21 protein-coding genes are annotated in these 21,499 nt (G+C 68.5%); 11 read left to right on the forward strand and 10 right to left on the reverse strand.

Going from position 1 to position 21,499, the window contains the following annotated elements; all coding sequences use genetic code 11:
- The first annotated feature begins 38 nt into the window (after positions 1–38).
- From ABN401_RS11540 to ABN401_RS11560, 5 genes are read left to right on the forward strand one after another with little or no spacing between them, the layout of a single operon-like run.
- Complete coding sequence (locus tag ABN401_RS11540) at positions 39–758, forward strand: DnaJ C-terminal domain-containing protein (protein ID WP_349684997.1); 720 nt, start codon at positions 39–41, stop codon at positions 756–758.
- A gap of 12 nt (positions 759–770) precedes the next feature.
- A complete protein-coding gene (gene aroC / locus ABN401_RS11545; protein ID WP_349684998.1) occupies positions 771–1,856 on the forward strand; it encodes a chorismate synthase in 1,086 nt (361 codons plus the stop codon).
- A gap of 25 nt (positions 1,857–1,881) precedes the next feature.
- The gene (locus tag ABN401_RS11550; RefSeq protein WP_349684999.1) at positions 1,882–2,139 is read left to right on the forward strand and encodes a BrnT family toxin; all 258 of its coding nucleotides are present in this window, start codon (positions 1,882–1,884) and stop codon (positions 2,137–2,139) included.
- Positions 2,120–2,425, forward strand: a complete 306-nt coding sequence (locus ABN401_RS11555) for a BrnA antitoxin family protein (protein ID WP_349685000.1) — start codon at positions 2,120–2,122, stop codon at positions 2,423–2,425. The genes ABN401_RS11550 and ABN401_RS11555 overlap by 20 nt, the downstream gene beginning before the upstream one ends.
- Before the next feature lie 49 nt (positions 2,426–2,474).
- Positions 2,475–2,747 (forward strand): hypothetical protein, encoded by a 273-nt coding sequence (locus ABN401_RS11560; protein ID WP_349685001.1) that lies wholly within the window; start codon positions 2,475–2,477, stop codon positions 2,745–2,747.
- On the opposite strand, the gene ABN401_RS11565 is transcribed toward ABN401_RS11560, so the two are convergent.
- Genes ABN401_RS11565 through queC form a run of 3 tightly spaced genes read right to left on the reverse strand, consistent with a single transcriptional unit; the run spans position 2,744 to position 4,559 of the window.
- Complete coding sequence (locus tag ABN401_RS11565; protein ID WP_349685002.1) at positions 2,744–3,211, reverse strand: GNAT family N-acetyltransferase; 468 nt, start codon at positions 3,209–3,211, stop codon at positions 2,744–2,746. The two genes, ABN401_RS11560 and ABN401_RS11565, sit on opposite strands and share 4 nt — an antisense overlap.
- Positions 3,211–3,846 carry a 7-carboxy-7-deazaguanine synthase gene (gene queE / locus ABN401_RS11570; RefSeq protein WP_349685003.1) on the reverse strand — a complete coding sequence of 212 codons (636 nt, stop codon included), beginning with the start codon at positions 3,844–3,846 and terminating at the stop codon, positions 3,211–3,213. Before queE ends, ABN401_RS11565 begins: the two co-directional genes overlap by 1 nt.
- The gene (queC, locus tag ABN401_RS11575; protein WP_349685004.1) at positions 3,843–4,559 is read right to left on the reverse strand and encodes a 7-cyano-7-deazaguanine synthase QueC; all 717 of its coding nucleotides are present in this window, start codon (positions 4,557–4,559) and stop codon (positions 3,843–3,845) included. Before queC ends, queE begins: the two co-directional genes overlap by 4 nt.
- A 247-nt stretch (positions 4,560–4,806) precedes the next feature.
- Between queC and ABN401_RS11580 the strand changes: the two genes are divergently transcribed.
- From ABN401_RS11580 to ABN401_RS11595, 4 genes are all read left to right on the forward strand, one after another.
- Entirely contained in the window at positions 4,807–6,552 is a 1,746-nt protein-coding gene (locus ABN401_RS11580) for a DUF1800 domain-containing protein (protein ID WP_349685005.1), read from the forward strand.
- A gap of 10 nt (positions 6,553–6,562) precedes the next feature.
- Complete coding sequence (locus ABN401_RS11585; protein WP_349685006.1) at positions 6,563–8,113, forward strand: DUF1501 domain-containing protein; 1,551 nt, start codon at positions 6,563–6,565, stop codon at positions 8,111–8,113.
- 107 nt (positions 8,114–8,220) lie between these two features.
- Positions 8,221–10,785 carry a TonB-dependent receptor gene (locus ABN401_RS11590; protein WP_349685007.1) on the forward strand — a complete coding sequence of 855 codons (2,565 nt, stop codon included), beginning with the start codon at positions 8,221–8,223 and terminating at the stop codon, positions 10,783–10,785.
- Positions 10,786–10,942: 157 nt separating this feature from the next.
- Positions 10,943–12,619: an alkaline phosphatase D family protein gene (locus tag ABN401_RS11595; RefSeq protein ID WP_349685008.1), complete on the forward strand. Its 1,677-nt coding sequence runs from the start codon at positions 10,943–10,945 to the stop codon at positions 12,617–12,619.
- 91 nt (positions 12,620–12,710) lie between these two features.
- Here the strand turns inward: ABN401_RS11595 and ABN401_RS11600 are convergent, their stop codons facing one another.
- From ABN401_RS11600 to ABN401_RS11630, 7 genes are all read right to left on the reverse strand, one after another.
- Positions 12,711–13,304: a hypothetical protein gene (locus ABN401_RS11600; RefSeq protein ID WP_349685009.1), complete on the reverse strand. Its 594-nt coding sequence runs from the start codon at positions 13,302–13,304 to the stop codon at positions 12,711–12,713.
- A gap of 10 nt (positions 13,305–13,314) precedes the next feature.
- Entirely contained in the window at positions 13,315–14,718 is a 1,404-nt protein-coding gene (locus ABN401_RS11605) for an MBOAT family O-acyltransferase (RefSeq protein WP_349685010.1), read from the reverse strand.
- The gene (locus ABN401_RS11610) at positions 14,719–15,519 is read right to left on the reverse strand and encodes a GDSL-type esterase/lipase family protein (RefSeq protein ID WP_349685011.1); all 801 of its coding nucleotides are present in this window, start codon (positions 15,517–15,519) and stop codon (positions 14,719–14,721) included.
- On the reverse strand, positions 15,516–16,415 hold the full coding sequence (locus ABN401_RS11615; protein WP_349685012.1) for an SGNH/GDSL hydrolase family protein: 900 nt from the start codon (positions 16,413–16,415) through the stop codon (positions 15,516–15,518). The genes ABN401_RS11610 and ABN401_RS11615 overlap by 4 nt, the downstream gene beginning before the upstream one ends.
- A 90-nt stretch (positions 16,416–16,505) precedes the next feature.
- Positions 16,506–17,429 carry a peptidase gene (locus ABN401_RS11620; RefSeq protein ID WP_349685013.1) on the reverse strand — a complete coding sequence of 308 codons (924 nt, stop codon included), beginning with the start codon at positions 17,427–17,429 and terminating at the stop codon, positions 16,506–16,508.
- Between the two features lie 69 nt (positions 17,430–17,498).
- Positions 17,499–17,912, reverse strand: coding sequence for a DUF2177 family protein (locus ABN401_RS11625; RefSeq protein ID WP_349685014.1), 414 nt, complete (start codon positions 17,910–17,912; stop codon positions 17,499–17,501).
- A 10-nt stretch (positions 17,913–17,922) separates the two neighbouring features.
- Positions 17,923–18,957: an SAM-dependent methyltransferase gene (locus ABN401_RS11630; RefSeq protein ID WP_349685015.1), complete on the reverse strand. Its 1,035-nt coding sequence runs from the start codon at positions 18,955–18,957 to the stop codon at positions 17,923–17,925.
- A gap of 178 nt (positions 18,958–19,135) precedes the next feature.
- Between ABN401_RS11630 and ABN401_RS11635 the strand changes: the two genes are divergently transcribed.
- Together ABN401_RS11635 and ABN401_RS11640 are read left to right on the forward strand one after the other, a co-directional pair.
- Entirely contained in the window at positions 19,136–20,503 is a 1,368-nt protein-coding gene (locus ABN401_RS11635) for an NAD(P)/FAD-dependent oxidoreductase (RefSeq protein WP_349685016.1), read from the forward strand.
- An 86-nt stretch (positions 20,504–20,589) separates the two neighbouring features.
- Positions 20,590–21,432: a DUF1365 domain-containing protein gene (locus ABN401_RS11640; RefSeq protein WP_349685017.1), complete on the forward strand. Its 843-nt coding sequence runs from the start codon at positions 20,590–20,592 to the stop codon at positions 21,430–21,432.
- The last annotated feature ends 67 nt before the right edge of the window (positions 21,433–21,499 follow it).

Raw genomic sequence — 21,499 nt, forward strand, 5'->3', positions numbered from 1 at the left:
TAACCCGCTCTTGACCATGATCCTGGCCTATTCGCCGCATGAGCGCGTCCGGCCCCTCTCTGTCCCAAGCCTTCGCCGTCCTGGGCCTGCACGGTCCCGCGGACACGGTGGTGGTGGCGCGCGCCTTCCGCCTGGCGGTCAAGGCGGCGCGACCCGACCTGCCGGGAGGCGACGACGCGCGCTTTCGGCGGGTCATCGCCGCCTATCGCCTGATCCAGAGCCGGGGCGGGGCACGCGCCGCACTGGCCGCCCCCGTCCGACGACCCGCCGCCCTGCCGGTCGTCGGCCTGACGCCCCATCAGGCCCTGAAAGGCGGACAGGCCACCCTGCGGTTCTGCGGCCGCACGCTGAAAGTCACCGTTCCCCCCGGTATGCGGACCGGCGAACACCTGAGGCTGAAGGGCGCGGGGGCAGGCGGTGGCGACCTGTACCTGCCGATCCTCATTCGCGCCTGCGAGGGTTTGACCGTGGTCGGGGACGACCTGCACATGACGTGGCCGACCTCGCGTCGCCTGCTGGCGGACGGTGGGCGGGTCGAGATCCACACCCCCGCAGGGACGCGGCCGGCGTGGATCACGCCGGGCCTGACCGACCCGGTTCGCTTGCGCCTGCGAGGCCTGGGCCTGCCGGCACGCGGCAAACACGGTCAGGGCCACCTCTTCGTGCATCTGACACCCGCCGAGGATCCGCCCTCGGCGGCCGAGGACCTGCTGGCCCGCTTCACCCGCGTCTGGACGCCGGAGAGGTTGGCGGCCTAAGCGTCGCTGGTCATGTCCCATAACACCTTCGGCCATCTGTTTCGCGTGACGACCTGGGGCGAGAGCCATGGGCCGGCGATCGGCTGCGTCATCGACGGCTGCCCGCCGCTGATCCCCCTGACCGAGGCGGATCTTCAGCCCTGGCTGGACCGCAGGAAGCCCGGTGGAAGTCGCTTCGTCACCCAGAGGAAGGAGAGCGACACGGCGCGCATCCTGTCGGGCGTGTTCGACGACGGGGCGGGTCCGGTCACGACCGGCACGCCCGTCGCCATCCAGATCGAGAATGAGGACGCCCGCTCCAAGGACTATGGCGAGATCGCGCGCGCCTATCGCCCCGGTCACGCCGACATGACCTATCAGGTCAAATACGGGGTGCGCGACCATCGCGGCGGCGGCCGGTCATCGGCGCGCGAGACCGCCAGCCGGGTCGCGGCGGGCGCGGTCGCCAGGAAGGTGCTGGGCGATGGCGTCGTCATCCGCGCGGGCGTGGTGCAACTGGGCCCGCACAGGATCGCGCCCGACGCCATCGATTTCGGCGCGGTCTACGACAACCCCCTGTTCGCCGCCTCGGCAGAGATGGTGCCGGCCTGGGAGGCCTATCTGGACGGGGTGCGCAAGGCGGGCTCGTCGATCGGTGCCGTGGTCGCGCTGGAGGTCACGGGCGTCCCGGCTGGCTGGGGCGCGCCGCTGTATGGCAAGCTGGACGCCGAACTTGCCGCCGCCCTGATGAGCATCAATGCGGTCAAGGGCGTCGAGATCGGCGCGGGCTTCGGATCGGCCGAGCTGTCGGGCGAGGACAACGCCGACGAAATGCGACTGGGGCCGGACGGCGGCATCGAGTTCCTGTCCAACCACGCGGGTGGGGTCCTGGGCGGCCTTTCGACGGGCCAGCCGATCACGGCGCGGGTGGCCTTCAAGCCGACCTCGTCCATCCTGACGCCGCGCCGGACGGTCACTCGCGACGGCACCGACACCGATCTTCGCACCAAGGGCCGCCACGACCCCTGCGTCGCCCTGCGCGGCGTGCCGGTGGTCGAGGCCATGGCCGCCTGCGTCCTGGCCGACGCGATGCTGAGACACCGCGCGCAGATCGGTTGAGCCAGCGGGTCAGATCGTATATACGATGATCGAGTTCGACCCACGAAAGGACGCCGCCAACCTGGCCAAGCACGGCATCTCTCTGAGCCGTGCGGACGATATGTCGATCGAGGTCGTCTGGCCGGATCCCTATCGCGCGGAGGCCCGTTGGCGGGCGTTCGGCCGGATTCAGGGGAAGACGTTCTGCCTGATCTTTACGCTGCGGGACGGCCGACGACGAGCGATCAGCCTGCGGCGGGCGCACAAGAAGGAGTTTCGGCGTCATGTCCTTCCTGAAGAATAAGCCGGACGTTTTCGACGACGATTTCGAACCCGACCTGACCGACCCCGACAATCCTGAATGGACGGAAGAGGACTTCGCGCGCGCGCTGCGGCCCCACGAGTTCCCCGAGTGGATCTTCGAAGCGTTTCCAAACACGCCGCGCCCCGTGCGCGGGACCCAGAAGGGACCGACCAAGACGCCGATCTCTCTTCGCGTCGATACGGACATCCTGGAACGCTACCGCGCCACCGGCCCCGGTTGGCAAAGCCGCATGAACGACGCCTTGCGCAAGGCCATGCCGGGCTGACACGGCGAAGGTCATCTTTGGTTCACCCTGTTCGTGCCAGATGCGGAGCATGACCCAGCCGCTCCGCCGCGCCGCCGCACTGTCCGCCTTGCTGGCGGGATCGTTGATGCTTCAGGGGTGCCTGGTCGGGGCCGTGGTCGGCACCGCCGGGGCCGTGGTCGGGGGCGCGGCCAAGGCGACCGGGGCTGTGGTGGGCGCGGGCGTGGACGCCGTCACCACCTCGGATGAGGAGACCCGCGCCCGTCGCGAGCGCGAGCAGCGCGACTACGAACGCGAGCAACGCCGCTGCGAAGAGCGACAGCGCCAGGGTCGACCCTGCTAGAGCCGCTTCTCCACGGCGTTGTTGTGGATCGCCACGCCGCCGACCTCGAAATCCCGGCGATACAGAACGTCGAGGCCCCGTCGTTGGAAGAAGCGTCGCGCCGCCTCGCTGGCCTCTGAGTACAGTCGCTCGATGCCGTCTGCCTGGGCACCGACTTCGACCACGTCCAGCAGCCGATCGGCGACCCCTGTGCCCTTGGCCTCCGGCGCGGCGTAGAGAAAGTCGATGTGGCCGTCCGGTTCCAGATCGACGAAACCGACCAGGGTCCCTCCATCGGCCTCGGCCATGAAGGCACGGCGGCCATCAGCCATCCGTTCGGCGAAACGCGCCGCCGTCGGTCCGGCGACCGCCCAGGCCTCGACCTGCGCCGGCGTGTAATCGGCCGGTCCCAGCACCCGCACCGATCTCTGATACAGCGCCGCCATCGCGACCTCGTCGCCCGGCGCATAAGGGCGAAGGCGCATCACCGCACCCCGATATACTTGTGTGTCTGGACGCTGAGCCGCCATTTCGGGTGGGCCAGGCAATAGGCGATGGCCGCCGCCGTGTTGGCCGTCTGGTCGGGCCCGTCCATGGGCTGCAGCCAGAAGCGGTCGAAGGACAGGTCCTCGAACCGGTCCGGCATGGCCAGGGCCTGCGGATAGACCAGCTTCAGCTCCTGGCCCCTCGTCTGCACCACGGGGGCGGCCGCCTTGGGGCTGACGCAGACCCAGTCGATGCCGTCAGGGGCCGGGAGCGTGCCGTTGGTCTCCACCGCGATCTCGAAGCTCCGCGTCTTCAGGGCCGCGATCAGGGCGGCGTCGAGTTGCAGCAGGGGCTCGCCGCCCGTGCAGACGACCAGCCGAGGGTCACCGATCCGACCGATCCAGAACGAGGCGACGTGATCGGCCAGGGCGTCGGCGTCGGCGAACTTGCCGCCCCCGTCGCCGTCGGTGCCGACGAAGTCGGTGTCGCAGAAGGCGCAGACGGCCGTGGCCCGATCCTGTTCGCGCCCGGTCCACAGATTGCAGCCCGCGAAGCGGAGGAAGACGGCCGGACGCCCGGCCTGCCCGCCCTCGCCCTGGATCGTCAGAAAGGTCTCCTTGACCGAATAGGTCATGCGGACGCCGTCCATTCGGCCCAACCGGCGGCGCGCAGATCGCAGGCCGGGCATTCGCCGCAGCCGTAGCCCCAGGCGTGACGGTGCGCGCGGTCGCCCCGATAGCAGGTGTGGCTGTCCTCGACGATCAAATCGACCAGGGCCGCCCCGCCGACGCGGTCCGCCAGCGCCCAGGTCTGGGCCTTCGTCAGGGCCATCAGCGGCGTCTCGATCGGCACCGGCTTGTCGAGGCCCAGGCTCAGCGCCCGGCCCATGGCCTCTATCGTGTCGCGACGGCAGTCGGGATAGCCCGAGAAGTCCGTCTCGCACATGCCGCCGACCAGGACGTCCAGCCCGCGCCGGTCGGCCAGGGCCGCCGCCACGCTGAGAAACACCAGGTTGCGCCCCGGCACGAAGGTGGTGGGCAGGCCCCGCGCGCCGATCTCGATGGCGCGGTCGGTCGTCATCGCCGTCTCGCCGATCGCGCCGAACCCGGTGAGGTCGACGACTTGATCGGACCCCAGCCGCCCGGCGAGACGGGGCAGGGCCCGCAGCATGGCGTCGCGGACGTTCAGTCGGGCCCGCATCTCGACCGCATGGCGCTGGCCATAGTCGAAGCCGACCGTCTCGACCCGCTCGTACCGCTCCAGCGCCCAGGCGAGGCAGGTCGCGCTGTCCTGCCCGCCCGAGAAGAGGACGAGGGCGGAGGTCGGGTTCGGCGGGGTTTCGGTCATGACGGCCCTGCGGTCGGCCGGTCGGCCGCGCGCATCGACAAGGGAATGATGAAGGCGTGTGTTTTCCTCCTACATCACTCGTCCTGCCGTCGCAAAACGACCGGCGTGGACAGTCATTTTCCGCGCAAACGGACGGCCACCCACACGGTGAAGCTGAAACTCACCACGTCGCGACGGAATCCGTTCACGGTTCGCGTCCAACAGTCGTAGCGTCATCGAAAGACGTCGCGTGGGTCGGGGGACAGGCGTGGATACAAGACCATTCATCGACAGGGCCCGCCGGCTGGCGCTTCCCATCGCGCTCATCGTCGGCCTGGCGTCGTGCGGGGGTAGCGGCGGAGGCGGAGGCGGAGGAAACGGCGGCGGTGGAGGCGGCACGCCGCCCACGCCCCCGCCGGCCGCGTCGATCTCCGACGCGGGGGCCGCCAAACTCCTGACGCAGGCCACATTCGGCCCGACCGACGCCGAGATCGACGCGGTCAAGACCCAGGGCTACGCCGCCTGGATCAACGCCCAGATCGCCCTGCCCTCGTCGTCGCACCAGACCTATGTCGAGAACCGGCTGGCGCAGATCCGGTTGACCAACCCGACGGCGAACCTGAGCCCCAACCAGTTCTACGAAAGCTTCTGGCTCTATTCCGCGACCGGTCAGGCCCAGCTCCGCGAACGGATGAAGCTGGCCCTGTCGGAGATCTTCGTCATCTCGCTGACGGACGCCAACATCGATGTGCGGGGCGCGGCGTCATACTACGACATGCTGGGGGCCAACGCGTTCGGCAATTACCGGACCCTGCTGGAGCAGGTCTCGCTGCATCCGATGATGGGAATCTATCTGACCCATCTGGCCAACCAGCGCGAGGATCCCGCGACGGGACGGACGCCGGACGAGAACTATGCCCGCGAGGTGATGCAGCTGATGTCGTTGGGCGTGCAGGAGCTGAATCCGGACGGCACGGTGCGGCGCGACGCCCAGGGCAATCCGATCCCGACCTATACGCCCGGTGACATCTCCAACCTGGCCAAGGTCTTCACGGGCTTCAGCTATTTCCACCCGACGCCGACGAACCAGACCTTCTTCGGCCGCAACCGCGATCCCGACGCCTTCGTGCGGCCCATGATCGTCTATCCGCAGTACCATTCCATCACGGCCAAGACCTTCCTGGGGGTCACCATTCCGGCGGGGACCAACGACGCGGCGGGGGATCTGAGGATCGCGCTCGACACCATCTTCAACAACGTGAATGTGCCGCCGTTCATCTGTCGCCAGCTGATCCAGCGGCTGGTGACGTCCAATCCTTCGGGCGGCTATGTCAGCCGTTGCGCCAACACCTTCATCAACAACGGCTCGGGCGTGCGGGGCGACCTGGCGGCCGTGGTTCGGAGCATCCTGCTGGATTCCGAGGCCCGGGACATCAACTCGGCCAACAGCGCGACCTTCGGCAAGATCCGCGAGCCTGTCATCCGGATGACCAACTGGATGCGCGCCTTCGGGGCGACCTCGGTCAGCGGCAACTATCTGCTGAACTCCACCAGCGGGAACACGTCGCTGGGCCAGTCGGCGCTGGCCAGCCCCTCGGTCTTCAACTTCTTCCGACCCGGATATGTGCCGCCCAACACCCGCGCGGGAGCCCAGAACCTGACCGTGCCGGAGTTCCAGATCGTCGACGAGGTCACCGTCGCCGGCTACGCCAACACCATGCAGGCCGCCATTGGCAACGGCATCGGGACCGGCTCGGACGTTCGCTCGGCCTATGCGCGCGAGGTCGCTCTGGCCAACGACGCCAACGCCCTGGCCGACCGGATGAACCGGATGCTGCTTTACGGCCAGATGTCGTCGACGCTGAGGGCCCGGATCGTCGAGAGCGTCAACTCGGTCGCCGTCCCGGCCGCGACGGGCGCGAACCAGGCCGCGATCAATACGGCCCTGCTCAACCGGTCCAGGCTCGCCGTCTATATGACGATGGTCTCGCCCGAATATCTGGTCCAGCGGTGAGGGCGGGACGATGACCCATGGAAGATACACCCGCCGCCAGCTGCTGCGGATCACCGGCGGCATGTCGATGCTGGGGGCCGCCGCGCCCTTCGCCGCCCAGCTGGCCGCCGCCGGCAATGCCGCCAGCCAGAGCGCGCCGGACTACCGGGCCCTGGTCTGCGTCTTCCTGTTCGGCGGCAACGACAGCCACAACATGGTGCTGGCCACCGACAACGACAGCTGGGGACGCTATTTCGCGGCCCGCAACACCGGCAACGACCCCATCGCCCTGATGCCGGTCGGCACGCCACCCACGCCGGTCGGAGCGACCAACGCGGTCACCGGGCGAGTGTCCGCGGCCGATTCTCCCGAGGCCTGGGGCGGCGTCCTGCCGATCGTGCCGCGCACCCTGAACCCCATACCCGCCGGCACCAACGCCTCGGTGCGGACCTTCGCGCTGCATCCCTTCATGCAGCCGGTGAAGGACCTTTTCGATGCCGACCGCCTGGCCGTCGTGGCCAATGTCGGCACCCTGATCCAGCCGATCACCAAGGCCCAGTACGAGGCCCGGACCGTCCCCTTCCCGGCCAATCTGTTCTCGCACAACGACCAGCAGTCGACCTGGCAGGCGGGCCAGACCGAGGGCGCCCGGACCGGCTGGGGCGGACGTTTCGGCGACCTGTTGTCCAGTCAGAACGGCACCTCGTCGCTGTTCACCGCCGTCTCGACCGCCGGCAACGCGGTCTTCCTGTCGGGACAGAGCGTGGTCCAGTATCAGATGAGCACCGGGGCCCAGCCCGCCGTGGTCATCACCGGTCAGTCGGGCACCAGCCTGTTCGGCTCGACCGTCGCGCCCGGGCGGGTGCGAGAGATCATCACCGACACCAACTCGGCCAGCGTGTTCGCGGCAGACTACGCGACCACCACGGGCCGGTCGATCGGGGCCTCGACGACGCTGAACACCGTGTTCGGATCGTCGGCCGTGACCGGCGTCGCCGCCGCGCCCGCCTATCGCAACCCGATCACCGGCGCGATCGAGAACAATACCCTGGCGACCCAGCTCCAGACCGTGGCGCGCATGATCGCGGCGGCGCCGGCGCTGGGCATCCGGCGCCAGGTCTTCTTCGTCAGCCTGGGCGGCTGGGACACCCACGACTTCCAGAACGCCGCCCAGGGCAACAACCTGGCCAGGGTCGCGCACGCCCTGTCCTATTTCGACGGTGCTTTGGGCAATCTCGGTGGCGTGAACATGCGCGAGGCGGTGACCACCTTCACGGCCTCGGACTTCTCGCGGACCTTCACCACAAACGGCGACGGGACCGACCACGCCTGGGGCGGCCACCACCTGGTGATGGGCGGCTCGGTGCGGGGGGGCGACATCTACGGCCAGTACCCGACGCTGGGAGTCGATCTAGGGGCCTTCCGCAACCCGGACATGAGCCGGTCCTACCTGGTGCCCACCACATCGGTGGATCAGTACGGGGCGACCATGGGGCGTTGGCTGGGAGTGTCCGAGAGCAATCTGGACGTCATCTTCCCGAACCTGAGGAACATGGCCTCGCGCGGTCTCGGTTTCCTCTGAGATCAGCGGTCCGTACACGATCCAAGCGTCACGCAAGCGCCGCCGTACCGTCGTAAGGGCGATGCCAACCCCCGTTAGGTGCCGAACGCATCACTCGGGGGATTGTCATGCTGAACCGCTTCACCACGCGCGCCGTGCTCATGGGCGCCGTCGCCACCTGCGCCATCGCCGGAGCCGCCCACGCCCAGGTCGGCCAGGATTCGACCCAGCTGGAGGAGGTGATCGTCACCGCCCAGCTGCGCGCCCAGGACCCGATCGAGGTTCCTTTCGCCCTGACCGCCTATAACGGAGAGTTCCTGGACGGACTCGGCGTCCAGGACTTCGAAGAACTGTCGGCCTTCGTGCCCGGCCTGATCGTCCAGAACCAGTCGCCCAACAACCCCGGCTTCGTGATCCGGGGCATCACGTCGGACTCGACCGGCGCCGCCGACGAGCCGCGCGTGTCCATCTATCAGGACGGCGTGTCGATCTCGCGCGCGCCGGGCGCCTTCGTCGAGCTGTTCGACATCGAGCGGGTCGAGGTCGCCAAGGGCCCGCAATCGACCCTGTACGGCCGGGGCGCCCTGATCGGAGCGGTCAACGTCATCCAGAACAAGGCCGACATCGACGCCGCATACGGCGAGGTGCGGCTGGGCCTGGGCAATCTCGACTATCTGATGGGCGAGCTGATGGTGAACCTGCCGCTCGGCGACACCACCGCCCTGCGTCTGGCCGGACGGGTGAAGACGCGCGGGGGCTATATCGACAACCTGCTGGGTGGCCGCGACTACAACAGCGTCGATACCCAGGCCTATCGCGCCCTGTTCGCCTGGCAGCCGTCGGACGCCTTCCGCTTCGACCTGATCGGCAACTTCCAGGTCGACAACCCCTCGGGCGTCAGCTTCCGCTCGGTCTTCTACGACGCGCAGAACCCCGACACCGGCGCGGTCCTCGGCGGTCGCGAGCCGTCCGACGGCGCGGCCCTGACGCCCTCGACCAACATCGACGGCAGCAGGCTGGGCATCACTCGCGAGGTCTGGGGCGTGACGGGCCTGGCCCGCTATGATCTGTCCGACAGCCTGACCTTGACCTCCACCACCGCCATCCGCAGCTTCGAGACCTCCGAGACTTTCGACCCGGACGGCATCTCCCTGCCCATCCTGACCGGTATCGGCATCTCGAACGGCGACCAGTTCAGCCAGGAACTGCGCCTCAATTGGGACAACGGCGGCCAGTTCTCGGGCTTCGTCGGCGCCGGCTATTTCCGCGAGGACAACGACTCGGAATCGCCGATCGAGATCGACGAACGGATCGCCCTGGCCCAGCTGGCCGGCATCCTGGACGGTAATCCTGCGGCGGTCGGCACCACCTTCCTGCCGCGCTCGGTCTATGCGTCGCAGGCCTTCCTGCAGCCGCTGCTCGGCGGGTTCGGCATTCCGGCGCCGGCCCGCGCCGGCATCGCCGCGAACCTGAAGGCCAGCCACATCGAGAACGCCTACACCGAGACCGAGCTGGATAGCTTCGACGTCTTCGCCGACCTGACCTGGAAGCCGACCGACCGCTGGGAGTTCGCTGCCGGCGTCCGCTATACCACCGACGACAAGACCACGTCCTTCGGTTCCCAGGTCGTCAACGGTCGGTCCATCGCGGGCGGTTTGCTGGCCGTCGCCCAGCTGCAGGGCCAGATCAACGCCCTGATCGCGCAGGGCACGCCGACGTCGCTGGCTCAGGCGGCCGCCCTGGGTGCCTTCACCGGCGGACTGGTGACCCAACTTGCCACGCCGGGCGCCGCCAACGCCCCCGCCAGCGCCGCCTTCCCCCTGTTCGGCCTGACCTTCCAGCCCACAGCCGGCAACGGCAGCGTCAGCGAGCGCAGCCTGGAGGACGACGGCTTCACCTATCGCCTGACCGGCCGCTACGCGATCAGCCCGGACGCCAGTCTCTACGCCACCTATGCCCGGGGCCGTCGCCCGGCGGTGCTGGCTGCGGGCGTGCCGACCACGCCGTTCGGCGCGCCGGTGTTCAACGAGGTCGAGGAGGAGACGGTCGACAGCTACGAGGCCGGCTTCAAGACCGTGACGATGGACGGGGCCCTGCGTCTGGACGGCGCGGTCTTCTTCTACGACTACCAGAACTTCCAGACGACGGTTCAGGTCGGCACCCAGTTCATCACCACGAACGCCGGCGAGGCCGAAAGCTACGGCTTCGAGACTCAGGCGGTGTGGTCGGCAACCGACACCTTCGACCTGTATGCCACCTACGGCTACAACCACTCGCGCTTCCAGGCCGGCATCTTCGACGGAAACCGGTTCCGCCTCTCGCCCGACCACAAGTTCAGCCTGGGCGCCCTGTGGTCGGTGCCGGTCGCCGGCGGCGCTGTCGAGGTTCAGCCGACCTACACCTGGCAGTCGGAGATTTTCTTCGACAACGACAACGACCGGACGAACCTGCAGACCAACAACTTCGTGCCGGACGTCGCCGTCGACGAATTCCAGGACAGCTATGGTCTATTGAACCTGCGGGTCCGCTATACCCCGAACGCCGGCAACTGGTCGGTCGAGGCGTTCGGTGACAACCTGCTCGACGAGGACTTCCTGAAGGACGCGGGCAACACCGGCGACGGCCTCGGCCTGCCCACCTTCATCGCCGGCGAGCCGCGCACCTATGGCGTCAATCTGACCGTGAGCTACTAGCCGAAAATTCTCCGCTCATCCCCGCGAAAGCGGGGACCCAGTCCTGAAACGAGGCGCGATGTGCGGGATTGAGAGCGGCGAGGAATGTGAAACAGTCATCGTCCAAAGCACTCGGTCCCCGCTTTCGCGGGGATGAGCGGAAGTAAGGTAGGCGGGCATGCCGGAACTCAACATCGACCGTCGCGGCCTCCTGACCGGCCTCGGCGTCGGCGCCGTCGCCGGTCCGGTCGTCGCGGCCCCCGGCCAGGCCCCGACGGTCGCCTTCTTGCACGGTGTCGCGTCCGGCGATCCCCATGCCGACAGCGTGGTCCTGTGGACCCGGGTCACACCGGGGGCCGCAACCTCGCGCGCCGTCCCGGTCGCGTGGCGGGCGCTCAGCGGCGAGACGGTTGTCGCCTCAGGCACCACCGAGGCGTCGCCCGACCGCGACTTCACGGTCAAGGTGATCGCGGGGGGCCTGCGTCCGGGCGTCGACTACACCTATGACTTCCGCGTCGGCGACGTCGCCTCCCCGGTCGGGCGGGTCCGCACCCTCCCACAGGGCCCCACCGCCGACGTCGTGCTGGGCGTGGCCTCGTGCCAGCTCTATCCGGGTGGCCTGTTCAATGCCTGGGAGGCCATGGCGGCCGAGCCTCGCCTCGACGCCGTCCTCCACCTCGGCGACTACATCTATGAATACGGCGCGCGCGAGAACGACTACGGCGGCGCGACGGGGGCCCAGCTCAGCCGCCTGCACCAGCCGCCGCGCGAGATCCTGACCCTCGCGGACTACCGGCTGCGTCACGCCCAGTACAAGTCCGACCCCGACCTGCAGGCCGCCCACGCTCGCGCCGCCTTCATCTGCGTCTGGGACGACCACGAGGTGTCCAACGACGCCTGGATGCACGGGGCCGAGAACCACCAGCCGGAGACCGAGGGCGACTTCGCCGTCAAGAAGGCCACGGCGCTTCGCGCCTATTACGAATGGATGCCGATCCGCGAGCCTCAGGGTGGCCTGTCGCTGGACCACGTCAACCGCAGCTTCGAGTTCGGCGATCTGGCGACCCTGGCCATGGTCGAGACCCGGCTGCTGAACCGCGACAAGCCACTCGACTACGAGACCGACATGCCGGTCGTGGACGGCCGTCCCGACGTCGAGACCTTTCGCCGGGCGCTGGCCGCCCCCGATCGCGACCTGCTGGGTCAGACGCAGCGCGACTGGCTGAAGGGGGTGCTGACGGCCTCGAAGGCCGCCGGGAAGCCCTGGCAGGTGCTGGGCAACCAGGTGGTCATGGCCCGCGTCAACGGCCCCGACATCACACGCATGGCGTCCGAGGCCCAGATCGAGGGCCTGATCTCGGGCCTGCCCGAGGCGGTCCAGCCCGGCATCCGTCAGGTGATCCAGCTCTACAAGCTGGGCGTGCCCTTCAGCCTGGACAGCTGGGACGGCTATCCGGCGGGGCGCGAGCGCCTGTATGCCGCCTTCGCCGAGGCTGGCGTCCAGCCCATCGTCCTGGCCGGTGACAGCCACGCCTATTGGGTCAATGACCTGAAGGACGCGGCCGGGGCCCGGCGCGCGGTCGAGTTCGGCACCAGCGCCATCTCCAGCCCCTCCGTCGGCGACGCCGTCGCCCCCCTGCCGATCGGCCCGCTGCTCAGCGCCAACAACGACGAAGTCGTGTTCTGCGACCAGTCGGCCAAGGGCTACCTTCTGCTGACCCTGACGCCGGAGCGGGCCGAGGCGAAGCTACGGAGCGTCTCGACCATTCTGGCCAAGCCCTTCGAGACACGGACGGTGGCGACGTTCGTTGTGACGCGAGACGAGGGCGGGATCACGGCTCCGGCGAGGCGCTGAGTTCCTTCTCCCCTTGCGGGAGAAGGTGGCCGAGCAACGCGAGGTCGGATGAGGGGTGAGACCCGGCATCACCGACGAGCCAATCATCCGATCATCGCGTCTGTGTCTCCGTACCGCTCATCCGGCCCTCCGGGCCACCTTCTCCCGCAAGGGGAGAAGCAGACCATCTCGCCTCCCGCGCGCGCTCATACCCCTCGCGAACCGTTTCCCTCGGCCGGTCGGCCCCGAGCGACGCCATCTGCTCGCTCCAGACCTCGGCCAGTCGATCGACCGTGGTCGTCACCCACCCCGGAGCCTGTTGCCGGGTCCAGTTCTGGACCGAGGCGATGTTGAAGATCAGCAGGAACACCGTCGCGACCACGATGACGCGGCTGGTCCAGCGGCGGTCGCGGGCGGCCAGGCCCTCCTCGTCCGGCGGCTCGCCCGGCGGAAAGGCGAACCGGCCCAGCGCCAGCAGCGGATTGGCGGGCACAGGCTCAGGCGCGGTCGGCAGGTCGTGGGCATCGGCGGTCTCGATCCAGTCGCCGACCTCCTCGGCAACGACGGCCTCGGCAGGCGGGGCCTCGATTTCCTGTTGTTCCAGATAGGGCGCGGTCTCGCCGTCCAGCGGCGGGAACGGCGACTGCGGCAGGGCCGTCGGGAACGGGGCCAGCGGGGTATCCGGATCGTCGGGGCGGTCGGTCATCGCATCGCCCTCAGAACTGGAAATAGATGAAGGGGGCGACGCCGTCGGGGCGCACGGCCTCGACCAGCAGGAGGGCGGCCCCGACCAGCAGCCCCATGGTCAGCGACGGCGCGGGCTTCAGCCAGGTGGCGATCCCCTCGACCGCGCGCGGCGGCAGCCAGTGCATGAGGAGGCCGCCGACGATCAGCGTCAGCAGGAAGGGCGTCACCATCGTCGCCGCCTCGAAGCGCCCCAGCCCCGCCAGCACCTCCATCGCCATGGGGAAGCTCTCGGACCGGAACAGGATCCAGCCCAGGCAGACGATGTGGAAGGTCACGATCACGCCGATCCAGGTCGGGATCACCTTGCGGTCGCCGAAGGCGGCGCGACCCAGGCGCTCGATCACCTGGACCCCGCCGTGCAGCGCGCCCCAGGCCACGAAGGTCCAGGCCGCGCCGTGCCACAGCCCGCCGAGCAGCATGGTAATGAAGACGTTCAGGCAGCTGCGGACCAGCCCCTTTCGTCCCCCGCCCAGCGGCACATACAGATAGTCGCGCAGCCAGCTGGACAGGCTGATGTGCCAGCGCCGCCAGAAGTCCTGCATCGACTTCGCCCGGTACGGCTGATCGAAGTTGCGCGGGAAGGAGTATCCCAGCAGCGCCGCCGTCCCGATGGCCATGTCGGAATAGGCCGAGAAGTCGCAGTAGATCTGGACCGCATAGGCATAGACCGCCGCCGTCAGGTCCAACGCTCCGTATGCGGACGGATCGAAGAAGACAGGATCGACCAGACGCACCGACAGCTCCGACGCGATCACCGTTTTCTTGAACAGGCCCCAGCCGATCAGCAGAAATCCGTGCGCCGCCATCTCTCGTGTAAGGCGGGGCACGCGATCGAACTGGGGCAAGAGGTCCGAAGCCCGCACGATGGGCCCCGCCACCAGATGCGGGAAGAAGCTCATCAGCAGCATGACGTCGAGCAGGGACTTCGCCGGCGGCGTCCTGCCCCGATAGACGTCGACGACGTAGCTGATGCCCTGGAAGGTGAAGAAGGAAATCCCGACCGGCAGGACGATCTCCAGCAGCGGCAGGTCCCGCTCCCAGCCGACACGGGCCAACAGTTCGCCCGCCTGTTCGACGAAGAAGCCGTAGTATTTGAACACGCCCAGGATCAGCAGGTTGGCGGCCACCCCCAGGCCGACCCACAGCTTCCTGCGCCCCGCCTGATCGGCCCTGGCGATGACGGCCGCGACGCCCCAGTTCAGCACCGCCGACGCGATCAGCAGCCCGACGAAGCGCCAGTCCCACTGGGCATAGAAGACCCAGCTGGCCAAAAGCAGGAACAGCTTCCTGCGCCCGTTTTCGCGATCCAGCGACCAGGCGGTGAAATAGACGAACAGGAAGAAGACGCCGAAGGCGAGCGTCGGGAACAGCACCTAGCGCCCTCCCCGGCCATGGGCCGCTGCGATGTCGTCGAACAGCAGCCCGCCGATCCAGTCGCCGCCCGCGCCGGTGAAATGGACATGATCCGGACGCATCATCGGGGCCTCCCCGAGCGTCAGGGCGTGGGCCGAACACTCTCCTCCCATCCGGCCCCTCCAGTCCCAGAACGCGACGCCCGCCTCGGCGGCGACCCGGTGCTGCAGGTCTCGCACCACGGAAAGCATGGCCGGGGCCCTCCAGCGCCTGTCGCGGTCCGAAGCGCAGGTGCCGCCCCCCTCACCGCGCATGGCCTCGGGCGGACCGAGGATCAACAGGGAGGCCCGGGGAAACAGGCTCCGCAGCCGTGCGAGCTGGTCGCGCAGGCGGCGTTCGTAGATCGCCGGGTCCAGAAGGTCGTCGAACCCCTCGTTTGTCCCATAGGCCAGGATGACCAGATCCGGCGTCGGCGTGCCGGGCGTCAGCACCGGCTCGCGCGCCTCAAGGCCTCGCAGGGTGTCGCCCACCACACCGTGAGGCGTCAGCTGGATGTCCCGACCCGGATAACGCGCCCGCAGCCTCCAGTGCAGGGAGCCGGTGATGTCGCCACCCGCCGTGTGGCTGTCCCCGAACTGGACGATGCTGACCCTCCCGCCCCGGTCCAGAGCGTCGAAGAAGGCCCCGAGGCCCTGTGGCTGACATAGACCCCCCGGGCAGGTCGCGCTGACGGGACTGGGCAAAGGCGTCCAGGGTCGCTCCTGGACGACGGCCGGGCCGGTCGCCGTCAGACCCGCCAGCACGGCCAGGGCCCGGATCACGCCCCGGCGGGCTCCGCCGTCGCCTCGGTCGGCGTCTCCAGACCGGCGTCGCGCTTCAGCCGCGCGGCCACCGGCTCGGCGATCCGGATATAGCCGGCCATGGTCATATGGATGCCGTCGCTGGCCCGCATCAGCCGCCGCCGTCCGGTCCCGGTCTCGGGCAGATAGGCGTCGTATTCGCCCGCCGCGTCGCGGGTCAGGGTCTCGGTCTCGATGAAGGGCACGCCCAGAGCCTCCATGCGCTCGGAGACCACTCCGTTGATCAGATCCATCCGCCCGTCGAAGCCGACGCGCTTCATCTCCGGCAGCCCGACCCAGTAGACCGCGATCCCCTGCCCGCGCAGCATGGCGACCAGATCGTCGATCCGGCGGGCATAGGCGGCCTTCCAGCCGTCCGTGCCGAAGTCATGGATCACGCCGTCCAGACTGATGCCCTGGGCGTCGTTGGTGCCGAACAGGATCACCGCCGCGTCGATCGGCTCTTCGGCGATCTGGCGTTGGGTCTTGGCCTGGATATCGACGTAGTCATAGCGGGACAGGCCGGTCGAGACCTCACTGAACTTGGTGACGGTGACGCCTGGATGGTCGCGCATGTCGCGATAGAGCGCGGTCCACAGGCCGTCGGCCATGGAGTCGCCGAACACGCCGATCCGCAGGCGTCCCTGCGCCGCCTTGTTCCGCAGAGGGTTCGTCGGAGGCGCGACCACGGGCGCGACCACCGGGTCGGCCGGAACCGCCGCGCGCGTGACCACGGGCGGCGACGCCGAGGCATTGGCGCTGTCGCCCAGCATCAGGGTCGGACGCCGCAGCCAGGCGCGCCCGTCCGGCGTCAGGGCCAGCCCGCCGAGAAGGCCCACCACCAGGGCGGCCGTGACTGCATTGACCCCGGCGCGCACCCGCTGCCCCCATACGAAAACGACCCGGCCATCATAGCCGGGTCGTCGCGTGTCTCGCCATGGCGCACGCGCCACGCGGGAGGAAAATGGTTAAGGCGCGTTGCCTGCCAGTTCGGTGACATACAGCGTCGCGGGCGAGTTGCCGGACGAATAGGTGCCGACCCAGACGCGGTACTCCCCACTGCGCGGGTTGGTGATGTGAACCCGGGGGTTCAGCGCCTGGTCGCCGCCGTCGTCGTCGCACCAGTAGCGATCGTTTTCGTCGGCCACGATCAGGGTCGTGTCGCGGTCGGCATCCACGCCGAACACCAAGGGGAAGCTCCCGGACCGGTAGCTGACGACATAGTCGGGATCATCGGCGACCATGCCGACACACCCGCTGCCCAGCCGCGAGGCGTCGTAACCGCCGCCCGCCGTCAGATAGACGGTGTGCGGGTCGGGGGTGAAACCGGAGTTCAGCGAAATGCCGCCGAACGTCCCGGTCGACCCCGAGTAGCCGCCGCCCCCACCGCCGCCGCCGTCACCTCCGGAATAGAGTTCGCTGATGCGGAGCTCGGCCGGCGCGCTGTCGCCGCCATAGGCCCCGACCCAGATGTCGTAGACGCCCGATCCGGGGTTGCTCCAGCTGATCTCGGCGTTGGTGCCCCCGCCCGAGTCGTCGTCGCAGTACCAGCGGCCGTCCGGCCCGTTGATCAGCAACGTCGTGTCGTTGGACGAGCTGGTGCGAATGATCAGGGGCAGGTTGCCCGCCGAATAGGTCAACTGAGCGTCGGGGGCCTGGGCCACCATGCCGACGCAACCGTCGGCGACGTCCGACGCGTCGATCTGACCGCCGGAGGTCAGGTAGATCACATAGGGGTCATCCGGAAAGCCCGCGTTGAGCCGATAGTCGCCATAGGTGGCGCGCGCCATTGTATCGACGGTCTGATACGCCTGCTTCTGGGCCAGGGCCGGTGTCGCGAGCAACAGCCCCGCAGCCATGGCCAATCCCACCGCAAAGATCGATCTCGTCATGTCACCCCTCCGTTTCTGGACGGAGGAGATATCAACGCTCGCTGAAAGACAACTGCCTGACAGAAATCGTCAGGCCGGGCGGCCTCCGGCCGCGCTGGCCGCGAAATAGCCGGCGGTCGCGGCCGCCATGGTCAGGACCGTGCCCCAGATCAGGTCCACCACCGTCAGCTTGACCTGCCAGACTGCCAGCGTCGCCTGGTTGGTCAGATCATAGGTCGCATAGGCCACGAACCCCAGGGCCGCCCCGTTCAGCGCCGCGCGGGTCCAGGCCCCTTCCTTCAGGGCTGGCGCCACGGCGAAGAAGACGATGCCGCCGATGTAGATGACATAGAACAGCACCGCCGCGACCATGTCGGGCTTGGGTGCCATGATCGGCCCGATCACCGGCTTGTAGAACCGCTCGGTCATCGTGCTCAGCCACACGAAGTCGATCGCCGCGAAGGCGGCCGCAGTGCCGATGTAGGCGGCGATCCATTTCAGCATGTCGGGTCCTTCAGGCGGGCTTGAGGCGATAGTGGCTGACGGCCCAGGTCCGGCCGCCGTCGTTTCCGAATAGGCCCGCCGTCGCCAGATAGAAGCGTCGCCAGCGCCGCACCCACAGCTTGGCGTTCGCCGGGCCATAGGTCTCACTCATCAACTCAAAGACCCGGTCCTTGTTCAGATCCATGTTGGTCAGCCAGTCCTCGGCGGTGCGGGCATAGTTCACGCCGTTCCAGGTCCATTCCTGCTCGACCTCGAACAGGTCGGGGAACTGATGGATCAGGTCGTGGCTGGGCATGACCCCGCCGGTGAAGAAATGCTGGGCGATGAAGTCGCCGTTGTCGGTGTGATCGAACCGGTAGGGCGCGTCGCGGTGGGTGAAGACGTGGATGAACATCCGCCCCTCGGGCTTCAACCATCCCTTGGCCCGGGTCAGCAGGGCGCGCCAGTTGGCCATGTGCTCGAACATCTCGACCGAGACGATACGGTCATAGGCGCCGGGCTCGGGCGGCTCGAACGCGTTCATGTCGCAGGTGATGACGGTCAGGTTGGTCAGGCCCCGTGCCCGGGCCTCGGCCTCGATGTGACCGCGCTGGCCATGGCTGTTGGATACCGCGGTGATCCGGCTGCGCGGATATCGCTCGGCCATCCACAGGCTCAGCGAGCCCCAGCCACAGCCCATCTCCAGCACCGCCTGCCCGTCGGCCAGACCGGCGTGGCGACAGGTCTCGGCCAGGGCGGCCTCCTCGGCCTCGTCCAGGGTCTCGGTCCAGGTCGGATAGAGGCAGCAGGAATATTTCAGCCGCTTGCCCAGGCACAGGCGGAAGAACTCGGGCGGCAGTTCGTAATGCTGGTCGTTGGCGGCGTCGGTGTGCTCGGCGATGGCGCGGGTCGCCATCTCGCGGGCGAAGGCGGCGGCGTCGTGCGGTCCCTCGCGGTCCAGCTTCTTGCGCGCCTCGGTCACCAGGCTGCGGATCGCGGGACGGGTGACGAAGTCGGGAAAGGGCGCGTCCTGCAGCTGGCGAATGGCGACATTGGTGAAGTTCATGCGACGATCCTGACATTGCGACCGGGCCTTGCGAAGCCTAACCGTTGACGCACGCAACGGCCGCGCTTCATGGGGCGACCCGGCAGTTACGCACGACCGTGACGCTCGGATGAAAGCTCATCCGCCTCAGGCCCACGGCCGTAGTTGATCTGGTCGTCCCTCGCCGTCCGGAGACCCCATGAGCGCCCATCTCGTTTCGTCGAACCCCACGCCGGGCGCGCCGCGCCGCCGGATCGCCGTGGTCGGCTCGGGCATATCGGGCCTGTCGTCCGCCTGGCTGCTGTCCCAGGTCCACGATGTGACCCTGTTCGAGGCCGAGGACCGGATCGGCGGACATTCCAACACGGTGGAGGCCCCGACCCCGTCCGCGCCCGTCGCGGTTGATACCGGCTTCATCGTCTACAACGCCGACAACTATCCGAACCTGGTCGCGATGTTCGACCACCTGTCGGTGCCGACCAAGCCGGCCCACATGTCTTTCGCCGTGTCGATCGACGACGGAGCTTTTGAATACTCGAGCCACGGCATCCCGGCCCTGTTCGCTCAGAAGCGGAACTGGGTCAGCCCGAAGTTCTGGCGGATGATCTCCGACCTGCTGCGGTTCCAGAAGCAGGCCCCCAGGGACCTGGCCGAGATGGAACGGACCGGCGAGACGCTGGACGCCTATCTAAGCCGCAACGGCTATGGCGACCTGTTCAAGGAGGCGCACTTGCTGCCTCAGGCCGCGGCGATCTGGTCCTGCTCCATGGGCCAGATGTCGGCCTATCCGGCGGCGTCCTTCGTGCGGTTCTATATGAACCACAATCTGCTGACCTATGACCTCAAGCCGACCTGGCGCACGGTCGACGGCGGCAGCCGGGAGTATGTCAGCCGCCTACACGCGGCCTTCCAGGGTCGCACGGTGCTGGACGCGGGCGTCGTCGGCGTGTCGCGCGACCCTTCCGGCGCCACGCTGCGGTTCGCCGACGGTCGGACCGAGCGGTTCGACGCCGTGGTCCTGGCCACCCATTCGGATCAGGCCCTGCATCTGCTGGATCAGCCCACGGCCGAGGAGCGCCGGCTGCTCGGCGCGATCGCCTATCGCCCCAACCGCGCGATCCTGCACCGCGACACCGCCGCCATGCCGAAACGCCGCCACGCCTGGGCCGCATGGACGCACAAGGGCTATTCCGACCGCTCGGGCGAGGGTGGCGTGACCTACTGGATGAACGAGCTCCAGTCCCTGCCCGGCCCGCCCCTGTTCGTCAGCCTGAACCCGGCGCGGGAGCCCGATCCGGCCCTGGTGATCGGCGAATGGGACTATGAGCATCCCGTCTTCGATCAGGCCGCCGTGGCCGCGCAATCCGAGCTCTGGTCGCTTCAGGGTCAAGGCGGCGTCTGGTTCGCCGGGGCCTGGTTCGGCTCGGGCTTCCACGAGGACGGTCTGCAGGCGGGTCTCGCCGTGGCCGAGCAGCTGGGCGGCGTGCGCCGGCCCTGGTTGGTCGCGAACGAGAGCGGGCGGATCGTGCTGGGCGCGGCGACCAGCCCCGTGGCCGAGGCGGCGTGAGGTCGACAATTCAGCAATCCTCCCCCGCGTCTTCGCGGGGGAGGGGGACCAGCCGAAGGCTGGTGGAGGGGGCGGACGCGCGCGCCGTGTCTGGAGCCGCCCCCTCCACCGCTTCGCGGTCCCCCTCCCCCGTTCGCTTCGCTCCGGGTGAGGATCATGGCTCCCTCTACGTCGGCGAGGTCGTGCATCAGCGCGTCGCCAACTTCGAGCACCGCTTGAGCTACGGCCTCTACATGCTGCTGCTCGACATCGACGCGATCGAGGCCACCACCCGGCGTCTCCGCCTGCTGTCCCACGGCCGGTTCGGCCTGATGAGTGTCAGCGCCCGTGACCACGGCGACCGCTCCGACACACCACTTCGCGCCCAGATCGAGACCCACCTGTCGGCTGCGGGTATCGACCTTCGGGGCGGAGTGATCCGGCTGCTGACCATGCCCCGCATCCTGGGCTACGGCTTCAATCCGATCAGCGTCTACTTCTGCCACTCGCCCGACGGATCGATCGCGGCCCTGGTCTATGAAGTCACCAACACCTTCCACGAGCGCCACAGCTACGTCGTCGCCCTGCCGGAGGATCAGCCGTCCGGCCCGATCCGCCAGACGACCGAAAAACGCTTCTTCGTCTCGCCCTATATGGACATGGCCCTGACCTACGACTTCACCGTCCAGCCGCCAGGCGAGGCGGTGTCGGTCGTGGTCGCGGTTCGACGGGGCGACACGCCGATCCTCACGGCGTCGTTCGCCGGGCATCGCCGTCCGCTGACGGACGCCGAACTGCTGCGCGCCTTCGTCACCCATCCGCTCCTGACCTGGAAGGTCACGGCCGGCATCCACTGGGAGGCGCTGAAGATGATGCTGAAGGGCGCGCGCTATCGCGACCGCCCCGCGCCGCCCGAGCCATTGACGGTGGGATCGCCCCACACGTCCTGACCTTGCTCCGCCTTGCTCGCGCCCCCATCTCCACCGACAGGCCGAGAGGGGATTTTCAGACCATTCA

It is taken from the genome of Brevundimonas aurifodinae, assembly GCF_040195595.1.
In the GTDB taxonomy this organism is placed as follows: Bacteria; Pseudomonadota; Alphaproteobacteria; order Caulobacterales; family Caulobacteraceae; genus Brevundimonas; species Brevundimonas aurifodinae.